15 protein-coding genes are annotated in these 15016 nt (G+C 54.6%); 13 read left to right on the plus strand and 2 right to left on the minus strand.

The window, feature by feature from the left end:
* The first annotated feature begins 1 nt into the window (after window position 1).
* From dnaJ to EYQ49_03000, 8 genes are all read left to right on the plus strand, one after another.
* On the plus strand, window positions 2-1090 hold the full coding sequence (gene dnaJ / locus EYQ49_02965) for a molecular chaperone DnaJ (protein HIG24841.1): 1089 nt from the start codon (window positions 2-4) through the stop codon (window positions 1088-1090).
* A gap of 216 nt (window positions 1091-1306) precedes the next feature.
* The gene (locus tag EYQ49_02970; protein ID HIG24842.1) at window positions 1307-1831 is read left to right on the plus strand and encodes a transcriptional regulator; all 525 of its coding nucleotides are present in this window, start codon (window positions 1307-1309) and stop codon (window positions 1829-1831) included.
* Window positions 1832-1863: 32 nt separating this feature from the next.
* On the plus strand, window positions 1864-4554 hold the full coding sequence (gene secA / locus EYQ49_02975; protein ID HIG24843.1) for a preprotein translocase subunit SecA: 2691 nt from the start codon (window positions 1864-1866) through the stop codon (window positions 4552-4554).
* Window positions 4555-4557: 3 nt separating this feature from the next.
* On the plus strand, window positions 4558-5661 hold the full coding sequence (locus EYQ49_02980) for a peptide chain release factor 2 (GenBank protein HIG24844.1): 1104 nt from the start codon (window positions 4558-4560) through the stop codon (window positions 5659-5661).
* 90 nt (window positions 5662-5751) lie between these two features.
* Complete coding sequence (ftsE, locus tag EYQ49_02985) at window positions 5752-6429, plus strand: cell division ATP-binding protein FtsE (GenBank protein HIG24845.1); 678 nt, start codon at window positions 5752-5754, stop codon at window positions 6427-6429.
* Window positions 6430-6439: 10 nt separating this feature from the next.
* Window positions 6440-7333: an ABC transporter permease gene (locus EYQ49_02990; protein ID HIG24846.1), complete on the plus strand. Its 894-nt coding sequence runs from the start codon at window positions 6440-6442 to the stop codon at window positions 7331-7333.
* A 4-nt stretch (window positions 7334-7337) separates the two neighbouring features.
* On the plus strand, window positions 7338-7694 hold the full coding sequence (locus EYQ49_02995; GenBank protein HIG24847.1) for a hypothetical protein: 357 nt from the start codon (window positions 7338-7340) through the stop codon (window positions 7692-7694).
* Window positions 7691-8758: a class I SAM-dependent methyltransferase gene (locus EYQ49_03000; GenBank protein ID HIG24848.1), complete on the plus strand. Its 1068-nt coding sequence runs from the start codon at window positions 7691-7693 to the stop codon at window positions 8756-8758. Before EYQ49_02995 ends, EYQ49_03000 begins: the two co-directional genes overlap by 4 nt.
* Here the strand turns inward: EYQ49_03000 and EYQ49_03005 are convergent.
* Complete coding sequence (locus tag EYQ49_03005; protein ID HIG24849.1) at window positions 8755-10134, minus strand: hypothetical protein; 1380 nt, start codon at window positions 10132-10134, stop codon at window positions 8755-8757. The two genes, EYQ49_03000 and EYQ49_03005, sit on opposite strands and share 4 nt — an antisense overlap.
* Before the next feature lie 81 nt (window positions 10135-10215).
* Between EYQ49_03005 and EYQ49_03010 the strand changes: the two genes are divergently transcribed.
* Window positions 10216-11451, plus strand: coding sequence for a hypothetical protein (locus EYQ49_03010; protein HIG24850.1), 1236 nt, complete (start codon window positions 10216-10218; stop codon window positions 11449-11451).
* 53 nt (window positions 11452-11504) lie between these two features.
* The gene (locus tag EYQ49_03015) at window positions 11505-13064 is read left to right on the plus strand and encodes a DUF2079 domain-containing protein (GenBank protein HIG24851.1); all 1560 of its coding nucleotides are present in this window, start codon (window positions 11505-11507) and stop codon (window positions 13062-13064) included.
* On the opposite strand, the gene EYQ49_03020 is transcribed toward EYQ49_03015, so the two are convergent.
* Complete coding sequence (locus EYQ49_03020; protein ID HIG24852.1) at window positions 13061-13453, minus strand: HIT family protein; 393 nt, start codon at window positions 13451-13453, stop codon at window positions 13061-13063. The genes EYQ49_03015 and EYQ49_03020 overlap by 4 nt on opposite strands.
* A 54-nt stretch (window positions 13454-13507) precedes the next feature.
* Here EYQ49_03020 and EYQ49_03025 point away from each other — a divergent pair, with 54 nt between their 5' ends.
* From EYQ49_03025 to EYQ49_03035, 3 genes are read left to right on the plus strand one after another with little or no spacing between them, the layout of a single operon-like run.
* Window positions 13508-14107 carry a CDP-alcohol phosphatidyltransferase family protein gene (locus EYQ49_03025; GenBank protein HIG24853.1) on the plus strand — a complete coding sequence of 200 codons (600 nt, stop codon included), beginning with the start codon at window positions 13508-13510 and terminating at the stop codon, window positions 14105-14107.
* A 53-nt stretch (window positions 14108-14160) separates the two neighbouring features.
* Window positions 14161-14547, plus strand: coding sequence for a glycine cleavage system protein GcvH (gene gcvH / locus EYQ49_03030; GenBank protein HIG24854.1), 387 nt, complete (start codon window positions 14161-14163; stop codon window positions 14545-14547).
* Between the two features lie 3 nt (window positions 14548-14550).
* Entirely contained in the window at window positions 14551-15015 is a 465-nt protein-coding gene (locus EYQ49_03035; protein HIG24855.1) for an FHA domain-containing protein, read from the plus strand.
* Window position 15016: the final 1 nt, after the last annotated feature.

A 15016-nucleotide genomic window follows, 5' to 3' on the forward strand; every position in this document is an offset into this window, starting at 1 on the left:
GATGGCGAAAGATCTCTACGAAATACTCGAAGTTGAGCGCGATGTTTCAGCCTCCGAACTGAAATCCTCATACCGAGGGTTGGCCCGCCGGTACCACCCGGACGCCAACCCCGATGACCCAGAGGCCGAAAGCAACTTTAAAGAAATCGCCGCCGCCTACGAAGTGCTCTCCGACCCAGAGCGTCGCAACAACTACGACCGCTTCGGCCACACCGGTCAAGGAGCGCCCGCTGGCGTCCCCTTCGGCGGGTTCGGTGACATATTTAATTCGTTCTTTGGGGGTCAACAAAACGGACCTCGAGTGGCTAGTGGCGAAGATCTCGAAACGGTGCTCACGCTCTCTTTCGAAGAAGCAGTGTTTGGCACCGAAGCCACCATTGAGGTGCGCACCGCAGTGCCTTGTCAAACCTGTGAAGCCACCGGAGCAGCCCCAGGCAGCGAAGCCGTTACCTGCCATACCTGCGACGGAGCGGGACAAGTACAACGGGTAAGACAATCAATTTTGGGCCAAATGGTTTCAAACACTTTGTGCCCCACCTGCAATGGGGCCGGCACCACCATTGCTAAACCATGCCAAGAATGTTCCGGCGAAGGACGCAACATCGAAGAGGCCAGTTACACCATTGATGTGCAGGCCGGCGTAGACGAAGGAGCCAGTTTACGCTTAACCGGTCGCGGCGCTGTGGGGCCTCGGGGCGGCCCGGCGGGCGACCTTTATGTTCGACTACGTGTAGAAGACCACCCAGTATTTGAGCGCCACGGCTACGACCTCGTGCACCGCATGCACCTGCCGGTAACACAAGCAGTGTTCGGGGTGACCATGCCTTACGAAACGCTCGACGGGGACGAAACCTTAACTATTGCTGCAGGAACGCAAACCGGAAAAATAATTCGTCTACGAGGAAAAGGGGTTCCCCACGTCAACGGACGGGGGAGAGGCGACCTGCTTATTGAGGTCACCGTTGACACACCGCTTTCTTTAACCGAAGAGCAAGAAACCTCGCTCAGGAAGTTTGCCGAAGAGCGACAAGAAGAGGTTTCCCCACCCGACGAAGGGTTCATTAGCCGGGTGCGTTCCGCCTTGCGTTGAACGCACTGCGTGGCATCTTAAGTAATGCTGGTTTCTCTTTAATAAATACAGCATTGAGTATAAAACCCTGCTGACCTGCGACTTTAGGGAGCCATTTCAAAAATTGCGCTCCACCGCATTGGACGCTACGCTCATCTCTCAACGACCACGCGCTGTGTGGTGCCTTACCCTTGGGCTTCGGCCAAAACGATCCAGTAAAAGGAAGCCAAAACACTGATGTCTGACGAAATCGATACTCAATACCGTCGCAAAGTTGGCGAGCGTATTCGAGTGATCCGCCGCCAGCAGCGGCTTTCTTTACACGAGGTTGAAGCACGTTCGGAAGCTGAATTCAAAGCGTCAGTGTTGGGGGCTTACGAGCGAGGTGAACGAGCCATCTCCGTTCCTCGCTTACAACGCTTGGCCCGTTTCTATAGCGTGCCGGTAGATCAACTATTGCCCTTAGAGGGCGAAACAGATCTCGGCATTTCCGCACCCATTGAAGTAGCTCCCGTCTGGGTGCCGGGGCAAAAAATAATCATGGACCTCACCCGACTGACCAAAGCAACCGGGCCAGAAGCCGAAATGATTAACCGCTACCTCACCATCATCCAAGTCAAACGCCAAGACTTCAACGGAAGAGTTCTGACCATTCGAGGCGATGACCTACAAGCCTTAGCAGCCATTTTGGGAACCACCGTAGAGGCCGCCGCCCCACGACTAGACGAACTGGGCTTGCTTTATCACCCAGCTGCCGCCTAACCCGCAAGACAGAGAAGGTAAACTCAGCCACTATGGGAGCATTTTCGCGAGTCCTGCGCAGCGGCGAAGGAAAAAAACTTAAAGCACTACAAGCCATCGTTCCAGATATAAGCGCTAGGGAAGCAGAAACCAAAGCGCTCTCTGACGATGCGCTACGAGCCAAAACCGGTGAGTTTCGTCAACGGCTTACCCAAGGAGAAGACCTCGACGACCTTTTGGTCGAATCGTTTGCTGTGGTGCGTGAAGCCAGTTGCCGAGTTATTGGACAACGCCATTACGACGTGCAACTTATGGGAGGCATGGCCCTGCACCTCGGGTGGGTAGCCGAAATGCGAACCGGCGAAGGCAAAACCTTGGTCTCCACACTGCCCGCTTACCTCAATGGGTTAGGTGGCAAAGGCGTTCACCTTTGCACGGTCAACGATTATTTAGCCACCCGAGATGCCGAATGGATGGGCCAGATTCACCGCTGGTTGGGCCTCGACGTGGGGTTGGTGGTTCCGGCGGTACGCGACCCTGCCGAAAAACGGGCGGCCTATGCTGCCGACATTACCTACGGCACCAACAACGAGTTGGGCTTCGACTACCTCCGCGACAACATGGCCCTCGGAGCAAGACTCAAGGCCCAACGCGGCCACGCTTTTTGCATCGTTGACGAGGTGGACTCCATCCTGATCGATGAGGCCCGTACCCCCCTGATTATCAGCGGCCGGCTAAGCGACGCCGTGGCCCTTTACCAACGTTTCGCCGGTGTGGTCAAGGGGCTCCAACGCGATGTCCACTACGACTACGACGAAGAAAAACGTATTGTGGCCCCCACCGAAGAAGGGGTACACGCCGTCGAAAAAATCTTAGGCATAGAAAACCTCTACGACCAAGTATCAGCCAACCTGGTGCATCAATTCCAGGTAGCTCTGCGAGCCAAAGAAATGTATCTCCGGGACCGCGATTACATCGTGGCCGAAGGAGAAGTACGCATCGTTGATGAGTTCACTGGGCGAGTGCTCGAAGGACGCCGCTGGTCAGACGGGATCCACCAAGCGGTAGAAGCCAAAGAAGGCGTTTCCATAAAAGAAGAAAACCAAACACTGGCCACCATCACCCTGCAAAACTATTTCCGGCTTTACGAAAAACTCGCCGGAATGACCGGAACGGCGGAAACAGAAGCCGCCGAACTGGCCGGAATCTACGGATTGCAAGTGGTATCGGTGCCCACCAACCGGCCCATCGCCCGCCTCGACGCCAAAGACTTAGTCTACAAAACCGAAGAAGGAAAATTCAATGCAGTAATCGATGACATCGTTACTCGCTCAGAGGGCGGCCAACCCGTTCTGGTTGGTACGGTCTCGGTCGAGAAATCAGAAAAACTCTCTCGAGAACTTGAAAAAAGAGGCATCGGCCACGAAGTGCTTAACGCCAAACAACACTTCCGCGAAGCCGACGTCATTGCCCAAGCCGGGCGAAGCGGAGCAGTAACCGTAGCCACCAACATGGCTGGTCGCGGCGTAGATATTTTGTTAGGCGGAAACCCCGAGAACCTCGCCGAACGTGCGGTGCGAGCCGAAGGCTTAGACCCAGAGTCCAAGCAAGGCCAAAAACAAATCAAAAAACTTGTAGAAAAATTTACCTCAGACTGTGATGCCGAGGGGGAACGGGTGCGCCAAGCAGGCGGGCTTTACGTCTTAGGCACCGGCCGCCACGAATCACGCCGCATAGACAACCAGCTGCGCGGCCGTTGTGGGCGCCAAGGCGACCCCGGTGCAAGCCGGTTCTACCTGTCGCTCGACGATGACCTAATGCGCCTCTTTGCCTCTGGGTCATTAAGTAAATTAATGGATCGCGCCTTACCGGAAGACGTCCCGATCGAATCAGGAATGGTCTCCAAAGCAATTGAACGAGCCCAAACCACCGTTGAACAAAAAAATGCTGAAGTGCGTAAAAACGTTCTCAAATACGACGAGGTCATGAACGAACAACGCAAGGTGATTTACCGCCGCCGTGACCAAGTATTGTCAGGCGCCGACCTCAGCGAAGAGGTGCTGGCCCAACTGGCTCTGGTCGTAGAAAAAGAAATTAATACCTATTGCCTCGGCGAACACCCTGAAGAATGGGACCTCGAAGGACTACACGTCGGCATCGACGGTTACTGGGCCACCTCTTTGAGCGCTACCGATATGGGAACCGTCGGTACAGTCGCCGAACTCACCGATCTTCTTTTTGACGAGGCGCAACAGGTCTACCAAGATCGAGAAGAAGAACTGGGCGCCGAAACCTACCGCGAGGTAGAACGCCAAGTCATGCTGCGCATCATCGACCAACGATGGCGTGAACATCTTCAAGAAATGGATCATCTGCGCGAAGGTATTCACCTCCGAGCCATCGGGCAACGCGACCCGACCACCGAATGGCAACGTGAAGGCTACGAACTTTTCGGTCAACTCACCGTGCTGATCGGCGAAGATTTCGTGCGCTACGTCATGCGCATAAAAGTAGCGGTAAATGATGAAACAGTAGCGCCCTCCGATGTGGTAACCAGCGGCCCCGAAGGCCCCGTATTGGGAGCTGCTGCGGTGGCCGCGGCGGCCGGCGCCCCCACACAAGTAAAAGAATCTACACCGCAACCCAAGGTGCAAAAAGTAAACACCGAATGGGAAGCCACCCCACGAAATGCTCCCTGCCCCTGTGATTCAGGACGCAAGTTCAAACACTGTCACGGGCAATAAACCATGGAAGATTTCACCGAACCCCTCGGTGCACTGCGGGTGCGCCTTGACGAAGCAGACAAGTATTTACATATTAGTGAACAAAGCGAAAGCCGGCAAACGTTAGAAGCCGAAATGGCTGACCCGGATTTATGGAACGACCAAAACCGGGGCCGCCAAGTACAAAAAGATCTGGCCGCCGTGGTGGAAGACCTCGACCTTTTCGCCAGCCTCAGCGAAGCTATAGAGGAAGCAGAGACCCTGGCCCTCATGGCGACCGAAGAAGAAGACGCATCTCTCGACGAAGAAATAAAAACAACGGTGGCCGATCTTCAAGAGCGTTTTTCGGCTCTGGAGTTACGTTCGCTTTTCTCAGGGGAATACGATGAGAGTGACGCCGTATGCCACATACAGTCCGGGGCCGGGGGCACCGATGCCCAGGACTGGGCCGAAATGCTTTTACGCATGTACTCTCGTTGGGCAGAAAAACGCGGCTTCAGTATTGAGCTAGAGTCCTACTCCGAGGGCACCGAGGCCGGCTTGTCTTCTGTGGAATTCATTGTGCGGGGGCGGCATGCCTTTGGTCTACTCCAAGGAGAACGCGGGGTACATCGGCTGGTGCGCATCTCGCCCTTCAATAAAGAATCGAAACGGCAAACGGCCTTCGCCTCGCTCTACGTGGTGCCGTTTTTTGAAGCGGTCACCGATCAAGTAGAAATTGACGAAGGCGACCTCCGCATTGATACTTTCCGGGCCTCGGGGGCCGGTGGCCAGCACATCAACGTCACCGACTCAGCGGTACGCATCACCCACCTTCCCACCGGGGTGGTTACCTCGTGTCAAAATGAACGCAGCCAACACCAAAATAAAGACCGAGCTATGCAAATGTTGGCCGCCAAACTTCTCGACCTTGAGCGGCAAAAACGTAACGAAGAGATGGCAGCCCTCGGGGGAGAACAACGCAACGTCGATTTCGGTAGCCAAATACGCTCCTACGTTTTGCATCCCTATCAAATGGTCAAAGATTTGCGCACCGAACACGAAATAGGCAACGTAGAAGGAGTACTGGACGGCAACCTCGACGGCTTTATGGAGTCCTACCTCCGTTGGGCTCGTGCCGCTAATTAATCACCCAAGGCCACGCGCCACGATCTGCGGGGTTGGTTCTGGTACCGTGCCCTTCGTGCCTCATCAACAAAACACTGATCTGACCGAATCATGATTCGACTCGAAAATGTCACCAAGGTTTACAAAGGGGACGTGACCGCTCTACGAGAAGTCTCGGCAGAGATTCAAAGCGGAGAATTTGTCTTTCTGGTCGGTCAATCTGGTTCAGGAAAATCGACCTTTCTTCGGTTGCTTAATCGTGAAGAAGTGCCCGATTCAGGAAAAATCTGGGTGGCCGGAAAAGACCTCAGCAAGCTTCGATCATGGAGCGTGCCTCATTTCCGTCGCAGCATGGGTTGCGTGTTCCAGGACTACAAACTTCTGCACAAAAAAACCGTATTTGAAAACGTGGCCTTTGCCTTAGAAGTAATCGGGCAATCTCGCCCGGTCATTCGAAAAAACGTTCCAGCAATCTTGGACCTGGTCGGGTTGGCGCAAAAGGCTGATCGATTCCCCAACGAACTCTCCGGCGGTGAGCAACAAAGAGTCTCCATCGCTCGAGCATTCGCTAACCGCCCAAAAATCATGTTGGCCGATGAACCCACCGGCAACCTTGACCCTTCGACCTCGGTAGGGATAATGAAACTTCTTGACCTCATCAACCGCCGAGGAACCACGGTAATCATGGCCACCCACGACCGGAGCATTGTGGACTCCATGCAGCGCCGAGTCATTGAACTCGACCGCGGCGTGGTGGTTCGTGATGAATCTCGCGGGATCTACGACTGAGGGCTGACTTATGTATCGACTTTGGTATTACTTCCGAGAAACCTTTTCTAGTATTTGGCGCAACCTGAGCCTGACTATGGCGGCCATCTTCACCGTGGCCATCTCCCTCGCTTTGGTCGGGGCTTCGCTGCTGGTGCGTGAAGGCGCCGAACGGGCTACCGCCCAATTTCAAGAAGGCGTGGAATTCATAGTCTTCATGAACGCCGACGCCGCCGAAGATCAAGACTTGGCCATACGCGATGTGCTGGACAACAGCCCGGTAATAGCCAGTTACACCTACATTGGTCAAGAAGATGCCTACGAAGAGTTTCGTAACCTCTTTGCCGACAAACCAGATCTCGTAAACAGTGTGTCGCCCGCGGTGATGCCACCCTCGTATCGCATCGTTCCCTCCGACCCCTCAGCGGCCAACGTCTCAGAGTTGGCCGATCAGTTCGCCAGTCAACCCGGAGTTAAAGAAGTAGCTACGGCCACCGAAGCCATCAGGCAAATAGATGACTTCTCAACTCGGGTAAGCCAAGCCCTCTTGGTGGCGGCCGTTGTTCTCGTTGCCGTCTCCGCTTTGCTGATCCTCAACACAGTATTTACGGCCATTGGCGCTCGTCGCCAAGAAATCGAAGTAATGAAACTGGTGGGAGCCACCAACTGGTTCATCCGCATACCTTTCATGTTGGAAGGCACCATCCATGGCCTCTTAGGCGCAGCATTGGCTATACCGGCCCTGTTCGTCGTGGATAAACAAGTGTTGGCATTTTTCCAAGAATCTGATGCCGTTCCGTTGTTTCGCGGCTTCGCCGTCCCCGAAGGCTTCGTGTGGGACACCAGTATCTGGTTGCTGATTATCGGTGGCTCCGTGGGCATGATCGGTTCAGCAGTAGCCGTAACCCGCTACCTGGACGTCTAAGCAGATGGCCGGACCAACCGGTTCTTCATCCAACGACTGGATCGCCGTAACCAGCGAAGACTTGGCCCCTGGGCAAATCGTGGAATCGGCAATAGACGGAGAAGACCTGGTGGTATGGCGTACCGCCCAAGGCACCCCCTGCGTAATGGCTGCCCGTTGCCCCCACCAATGGTCTCACCTCGCCGGAGAAGGAGCAGTAGAAGGCGAAGAAATCGTTTGCCTCACCCACCACTGGCGGTTTGGCCCCAACGGCGACGGATGGAAAACCAGCATGGCTGGGCGTCGAGACCGCAAAGGTGATATTGAAGTGTGGCCGTGTCAAGAAAAAAACGGCACTATTTGGATTCGGAGAAAAACATGAGCACAGAACCAGCCCTCGACCCTGACCGGGTAGGCAAATATGTCATTACCGCTTGGGGGTATAAACAAGGCGAAGCGGTCACCTTAATGGTTCACCTCGGGCACCGACTGGGCCTCTACCAGGCCCTCGACGGGGCCGGACCGGTAACGGCCGCCGAGCTTGCCGAATCTACCGGCTTACATGAACGCTGGCTTTTGGAATGGCTCCGCAGCCAAGCAGCAGCGCAACTTATGCTCAGCGAAGACGGAGAAACCTTTTTGCTGGAGCCTGAAGCGGCCGCCGTGTTGGCCCGCAGCGAGTCACCAACCTTCGCTGCCGGTGCTTTTGCGGTGCTGCGCACCCCCGAAGTAGTTGACGGCATCGCTGATGCTTTTCACACCGGCTTAGGGCTGGACTACGACGGTCTGGGCGATCAGTCAGCTGAACATATCGAAGGAATCTTGGGCCCCATGACCCAAGCGTTATTGCTTCCCACCATTGTTCCCGCTTTAGAAGGCATTGTAGAAAAACTAACAGCCGGCGCTCGAGTCATAGACGTGGGGTGCGGGGGAGGCATGGTTATTGACCTCCTCGCCCAGAAGTTCCCGGCCTCCACCTTTGCCGGGTACGACCCTTCAGAAGGCGCCATCGCTTTAGCCACCGAACGCTTAAAAGACCACAGCAACGTTGAATTGCATTTGGCCGGAGGCGAAGACCTGCCACCAACCGGTGATGTCGACTTGATTATTACTTTCGACTGCATTCACGACATGCCCCGCCCTGACCTCACCATGACGGCCATTCGCCAAGCAATAGGTGATGACGGCACCTGGCTCATCAAAGACATAAAATCTAGCCCTCGGTGGGTAGACAACTTAAAAAACCCAATGTTGGCCATGATGTATGCCACCTCGGTGGGTTCTTGTTTGCAATCGGCCATGTCGGCTCCCGATGCGGTAGGGCTCGGGACCATGGGGTTCAACCCTAAAATGGCTAAGCAGATGACCGCCGAGGCGGATTTTACTCGTTTCACCATGCACGACTTTGACGACCCAACGAACCTCTATTACGAAGTGCGCCCTTAACTCGCGAGGGGCGGCAAAAGAGTTAAGGTAATAGCTTCAGGCCGCCCACGATGGTCAGAAGAAAACCACCCAGGGAGCATGCCCGGGGCATCTACGGGGCCTAACGCTAAAGCGGCAAACTGACGCTCCACAGGAGTGCTTTCGGGGCCTGCTGCATCAAGGAAACGAGCTACCCAACGCACGATGGCGCAACTTTTTACCCACGCTTTGCCCTGAGCGGTATTGAAAGAATCAAGGTCTTGGTCGGCAATTCTTAAGCACAAAGTATCAAATGGGGTAAGCGTGCTGCTCGTTTCGCTGGGTAAAGAAAAATTAAGCACTACCGACTCTGGAGGAAGTAGCGCCGCATCAATAAAACGTAGAGGATCCCCGACCCCACTGAGTATCACTGGCGGCGGAACGGGGGACAAGTTTAGCTCGCGTAAAAAGGGTGGAAAAGAAAGTGCGTCCAACACGGGGAGAACCAGGGTTGGTTTATGAAGCGCTATTGCCTCTGCAGCTAATTTTGCTTGGCCCGAGCAGAGCGCTCCCCCTTGGCAAGCGTAAGACACCACTCGCAAAGAGAAACCCAACGAGCGAAGGGGTTCCACCAGTTCACGGTTTATCAAATCAGCCAATGCAGGTTGATCGGGAGCAATGACCATTACTTCAGCGTCACCCGAAGGGTCCCATTGGGCAACGGTGAGTGCCGTTTCGTGTAAAAGGTCTTCGTCGAGCGGTGCGTCGCTCAGCAAAACCCCGGCGGCGGGGGTGCTTCCTTGAGCGGCGATAACCACGGTGTCTGAGAGAAGTTCCGCGCAACGGGTGCCGGTATTTTGAAATCCGAAAGCATCAATAACGACAACTGGCAAAAAATGTGATGCGGCTAGACAAGAAGCATCTTGGAGTTCATGCAGAGAAGGCGAGGGCCCAGTCAAAACCGCTACCTCGACGATTTCTAGGTTTAAGAGATGACCAGAGACACCACCGCACCGATTAAGCGCATCAATGAAGGGTGAAAGAGCGGCAGAAGGGGTGGGCGGGAAACCGAAGTCTTTTAAAGCCTCTTGTTCAGGTTGCAGGACCACCACCGTCCATAACGCTTCGTTCACTTGATCAAGAGTTTGTTTTGGGCGGCAAAAATGTTGAAGCGAACGGAACGGCTGGTCTCGGTCAATGGTTGATTCAAAGGAAAAAACCGGCGGGAGGCCGATCTCAGTTTCTGGCGGACTGGTGGGAAAGTTTTCGGGAGCCAGGGTGGTAGCGGTTGAGCTGGTGATGGTGGTTGGCACCAACAAGGGGGGGGAAGTGCGTGGCTCAGGAAAAGAACAAGCGGTCGCAAATAAAAATATTAGGCAACTAAATGCTGCGGAGAAAAATACTGAACGATTGGCCACTTAAAGAGCGTAGAGGCATCTTGAGGGCAGGTGGGGGCGCTATGCCGGTTTCCGGCCATGCCAGTGTCTAACCTCCCTAAGGTGAGTGACGAGATTCCGATGGACGACGCAGAAGAGGCAGCCGACGACGCAGAAAATTCTGCTTCGGGAACCATGGTCCCTGAAGAGCATCGTCGTCGCCGGGTAACTTTTTTTCAGCGGGCTAAGGCCGAGGGAAGCCCGCTAGAGGGAATACAGGTCGAAGCGGGTGGACGGTGGAGCGAAGCAGAGGCAGACCGAAAGATACGAGAGTTTCTGATTCGCCTCGCCGGCGATCGAAAATTAGTTCATCACCCTGACCCCGTGGAGTTGGCGCGACACAATGACCTGCTTTTGCTTTTCGGGCCAGAACAAGAAGAAACCTTTGCCGCCTTAGCGGTGCGCTTCCCGGACGAAACATTGGCCACCTGGACATTGTTGCTGAGCGGGGGAGACAGTTCCGAATCTTTTGGACCTCGTTCTCGGGCTGAGCGCCGCGACGAAGCGGCCCTAAGTAAGTCAATCAAAGTAGCGTTTCGCCGCCGGGTTTTAGGCATGGCCGCCATGGCTGCTCTCTTAATAATTGGCGGCTTGTTTGTTCGTACCTTGTTTGAAGAAGGCATAGTGGACCGCTCAGAACAATCTTTGTGGCTGACCGGCAGCGGCAACAGCCAAGACAGTCAAGACAGCCAAGAAGAACTTGCCCTTGGCTTGCCGATTGCTCTTCCTGAGTTAGTTGCTTCGATTGACACCTTGGTAGCAGTGGTGACTGGGGAAGGCCCAGTTGAAGAACGAGTGCGCACCGAAGTGCCCGAAGGATTGCTTTCGCATGCCCCAGGTGAAGTTTCTGCCACCATTTTTCGCCACCGAGGGGGCCAAGTTGCTTTGGTGGGTCCTGCGGGATGGATGGATGAAGCCTGTGTGAGAGTTTCGGTAGTAGATAATCGCTTGCGGCCCTTTGATGTGGTGGCCCACGAGACCACTCCCGGAGCCTGCCCAGAAAACTTGCCGGGCCGGTTGGCCACCGTTGCTTGCCGAGGTGACACCGTGCTCATTCTTTCTCTGGGTATTCCCCAAGGAGAAGTATCGCTGGTTGAAGGCGGCACGAGTTGGCCAGAAGCGGTAAGGGTGGGGCTCGAAAGTCACCATGAGAATTGGGAAACTCTGGCTTTGCGGGGCACGATTTCTGTAGATACCGCGCAAGGCGACGTGGTGGTCCCTTCTTACCACGGAGAAAAAGGGGATACCATTTCGGTTCGCTTGGGAGTCGGAGGCTTCGGAGAATGTGTGTTGATGTAGCCTCGTGTGCTCGTTTGACGGAGCAAGTTGAGAAATAGAGGTACGCTAGGGCCGTGGTAAATGCATCTCGAGATCGAGCAGTTCGCGCCATAGATTGGACCGGCGAACATGTGGTGACCCGGGTCCATACCGTTCGACGCCGGATGGATATGGCCATGCTGCGCGGCCAGGCTCGTTTGGAAAGCCCTCGGGTAGACCGTTACTTCCCATGGGTTTTAGCTGCTTCAGCTTGGCTAGTTTTTTCCTTCCTGTCTTTGGCTCGTCTGCACGACCTTGGCCTTCCCCAAGACTTAGGGCACTACCTACAAGCACTGCACCTTTTGGAAAATGGGGTAGCTCCCCAGATCACTGATTTTGGCATGAACCTTTTTGCCATGCAGGCGGCCTTTCTTTTCGTCCCGATAATTTGGTTGACCCAGTTGTTTCCGTCGGCCGAAACCATGCTGATCTTGCAGGCTCTCCCCCTGGCTTTAGCGGTAGTACCGCTCTGGCGAATTACCCGCCACTCTGGAAACCTGCGAATTGGAGCAGCCGGCGCATTGGTGGCGGCATACTTTTTTCACCCCTCAGTGCAAAACCTCAACTTGGCCGGTTTCCACCCCGAAGTTTTTGCGCTACCGGCCTTGTTGGCGGCTTATTTACAAGGACAAAAAGAACGATGGTGGGCGGTGTCGCTGTTGGCTTTTGTGGTGGTGGCGGCACGCTCTGACCTTGGGTTAGCGGTCATGGCGCTGGGCCTTGTCTTTGTGGGTGAAGAACGCCGGAACCCCGGATGGTTTCTGGCGTCTTTCGGTTTGCTCTGGTTCCTGATTATGGGATTATTTGTTCAGCCCCTCATGGGTTTAGGCGAGTACCCACATTTGGCGGAGTTTGCTGCTTATGGCGATGGGGTATTTGGGGTGATGGGCGGAATGATTTCCCACCCTTTGGTGGTGATGGGCGATTTATTTGAACGCTCAAGCTTTGAGAAAGTCATGCTTTTAGTGGCCCCTGTTCTCTTCTTGCCCTTAGTAAGGATGCGCTATGTTGCTCCGGTTTTGCCATTGTTGGGCTTTTTCCTTCTGGCCGACGTTTCTTCCGGCGGACGAGGCAACCCTGAACAAGATGTAGGAATTCTGCCCTTTGTTTTTATTGCGGCAACCTATGCGTTGATGCGTATTGGGCAACCCGGGGTGCGACGTGTTTTGGTAGATCGCCGGGTGTTGGCGGTATTGGCGCTTACCGCAACCATGTTTTTTGTGCGAGACGCCGCATCGTCTCCTTACCAAGAGCCTTGGAATTGGGGCCACAGAGACGCCACTGATGTTGCTCGACTTGAGGCCGCCAGTGGCATAGACGCCTACGATCGGGTGTTGGCACACCCTGCGGTATTTAACCTGGTGGCCGAGCGTGAAACAATTCGTTCTCTGCCACTAAGGGATGCTTCTGGTGGCCCGTTTCTCGCGTCGGATGATCTGGTACTGGGCATCGACGTGGTGGTATTTGATGGGCCGGCCACCCGATGGCCGCAGCCCGATAGAAAAATATTTGGCCAGTCTTTACGAGTTCTAGGTTTTGAAGAAAGCTTCAACGTCGAAGGTATTCAAGTGTTTGTGCGCCGCTCCGGCCGCTAGTTGAGCGCTTCTCGTAAGACCCATGCTACCTGATCCAGGTCGTCGGGGTCTCCCGGTTGCGCAAGAGAGAAATCCAAGTTGGCCATGGAGTCCAACGGTACGCAGTGCAGATGGGTGTGGGGTACTTCGAACCCGGCAATCATTAAGCCAACCCTTTGTGGCGAAAAAAGCGCTTGTTGCGCTTGGGCAACTCGGTGAGCCACGGCCATCAGATGCTGGGCGGTGGCCGCCGGTAGGGCGGTCCAAGGGTCGACTTCTTGACGAGGAACAATCAACACGTGCCCGCGATTCAAGGGGCGGATATCTACCATGACGACACACAGCTCGTCTTCCCAAACCAGCCGACCGGGTATTTCGCCTTCCATGATGCGAGTAAATATTGAAGCCATGGTTGATCCTTGCTTTAGGGAGTTACGGATACAGATAAATCGTAGGCTGTCAGTGTGTCAGAGGAAACAACAACACCGCGAACTGGTTGGGCTGCTATCGCTACGGTACCAAACTTAATTAGTTTGATTCGCTTAGCGTGCATCCCGCTGTTTGTTTGGATGCTTTTCGGCGGAAGCAACCGGACCGACGCCGCTTTATTGTTGGGGGCTTTGGGGGCCACCGACTGGATAGACGGCTGGTTTGCTCGCCGCTTCAACCAAGTAACCGATTTGGGAAAAATATTGGACCCCACGGCTGACCGCTTGCTTCTCTTGGTGGCCGCTTTTTCTCTTATTGTTGAGGGATCGGTGCCCTGGTGGTTTGCGGTGCTGGCCTTAATCAGAGAAGGCTTGGTGGGGTTAGGTGCCTTAGTTTTGGCGGCGCTCGGGGCGCGAAGAATTGAGGTCACTTGGTGGGGGAAAACGGCGACATTTTCTTTACTTTGGGCATTCCCTTGCTTTTTGGCCGGCCAATCAACAGCCTTTGCCCATGAATGGTTTGCGGTAGCTGCTTGGATATTTGGCATTCCGGGTTTGGTGATTGCTTGGTGGTCAGCGGCAGGTTATTTACCGGAAGCTCGGCGTGCTTTGAGAGACGGCCGAGCCAACAAGTAAGTTGAGTAGGGGAGAGACCCACTTTGCTCTGCTCTATCTTGTAGGTTCTTGGTATGAACATTCCAACAGAACTCAAGTATTCGTCGGATCATGAGTGGATTGCGGTCGTTGAAGGGAGAACGCGAATCGGTATTACCGATTATGCCCAAGATGCCTTAGGGGACGTGGTCTATGTTGACCTTCCTCAAGTCGGTGACCACATAGCGGCCGGTTCAGTTTTTGGTGAAGTTGAATCAACAAAATCAGTTTCTGAACTTTTCGCACCGCTTTCCGGCACCGTGGTGGCCGTCAACGATGCCTTGGAAGGCACCCCAGAGTTGGTCAATAGCGATGCGTACGGTGAAGGGTGGATTTGCGAACTCGAAGGAACCGACCCTGGAGAGTATGAAGCATTGCTTGATGCTGCGGCCTATCAAGAGTTGCTTGAGGGTCAAGGCTAAACGATGGCCACGGTCGTTTGCTCTGGGTGCGGTAACGAAGACAACCGGTCGGCGCGTTTTTGCCCATCGTGTGGCCAACCTATGGCCGAATCCCGAGAAGAAAAAACAGATGTATTTGAACTTTCGGAGATCCTTCCTCATGAACAAGATCGGGCGAAGTTTCCTCAGAACTGCGGGCTCTTTGTTATTGAATCTGGCCCCAAAGCAGGCGCCCGCTACGGGTTGGAAGCAGAAGACACCACCCTGGGGCGCCATGGGGATGCGGGGATTTTTCTTGATGATGTTTCGGTGTCACGTCAACATGCTGCTGTTAAACGAACCGGTGACCATTACGTAGTCACCGACGCTGGTTCGTTGAACGGGACCTATGTAAACCGGGTTCGTATTGAGTCAACGGAACTTCATGACGGAGACGAACTCCAGATTGGGCGCTTTCGACTGGTTTTCTTTCACGGCACGGCGAACTAGC

The organism is Acidimicrobiia bacterium (assembly GCA_012959995.1).
Classification (GTDB): domain Bacteria; phylum Actinomycetota; class Acidimicrobiia; order Acidimicrobiales; family MedAcidi-G1; genus MedAcidi-G2B.

Excerpts from the sequence above, each read along its gene's own strand:
- dnaJ (HIG24841.1), top strand. The coding sequence starts at position 2 with ATGGCGAAAGATCTCTACGAAATACTCGAAGTTGAGCGCGATGTTTCA.
- EYQ49_02970 (HIG24842.1), top strand. The coding sequence starts at position 1,307 with ATGTCTGACGAAATCGATACTCAATACCGTCGCAAAGTTGGCGAGCGT.
- secA (HIG24843.1), top strand. The coding sequence starts at position 1,864 with ATGGGAGCATTTTCGCGAGTCCTGCGCAGCGGCGAAGGAAAAAAACTT.
- EYQ49_02980 (HIG24844.1), top strand. The coding sequence starts at position 4,558 with ATGGAAGATTTCACCGAACCCCTCGGTGCACTGCGGGTGCGCCTTGAC.
- ftsE (HIG24845.1), top strand. The coding sequence starts at position 5,752 with ATGATTCGACTCGAAAATGTCACCAAGGTTTACAAAGGGGACGTGACC.
- EYQ49_02990 (HIG24846.1), top strand. The coding sequence starts at position 6,440 with ATGTATCGACTTTGGTATTACTTCCGAGAAACCTTTTCTAGTATTTGG.
- EYQ49_02995 (HIG24847.1), top strand. The coding sequence starts at position 7,338 with ATGGCCGGACCAACCGGTTCTTCATCCAACGACTGGATCGCCGTAACC.
- EYQ49_03000 (HIG24848.1), top strand. The coding sequence starts at position 7,691 with ATGAGCACAGAACCAGCCCTCGACCCTGACCGGGTAGGCAAATATGTC.
- EYQ49_03020 (HIG24852.1), bottom strand. The coding sequence starts at position 13,453 with ATGGCTTCAATATTTACTCGCATCATGGAAGGCGAAATACCCGGTCGG.
- gcvH (HIG24854.1), top strand. The coding sequence starts at position 14,161 with ATGAACATTCCAACAGAACTCAAGTATTCGTCGGATCATGAGTGGATT.
- EYQ49_03035 (HIG24855.1), top strand. The coding sequence starts at position 14,551 with ATGGCCACGGTCGTTTGCTCTGGGTGCGGTAACGAAGACAACCGGTCG.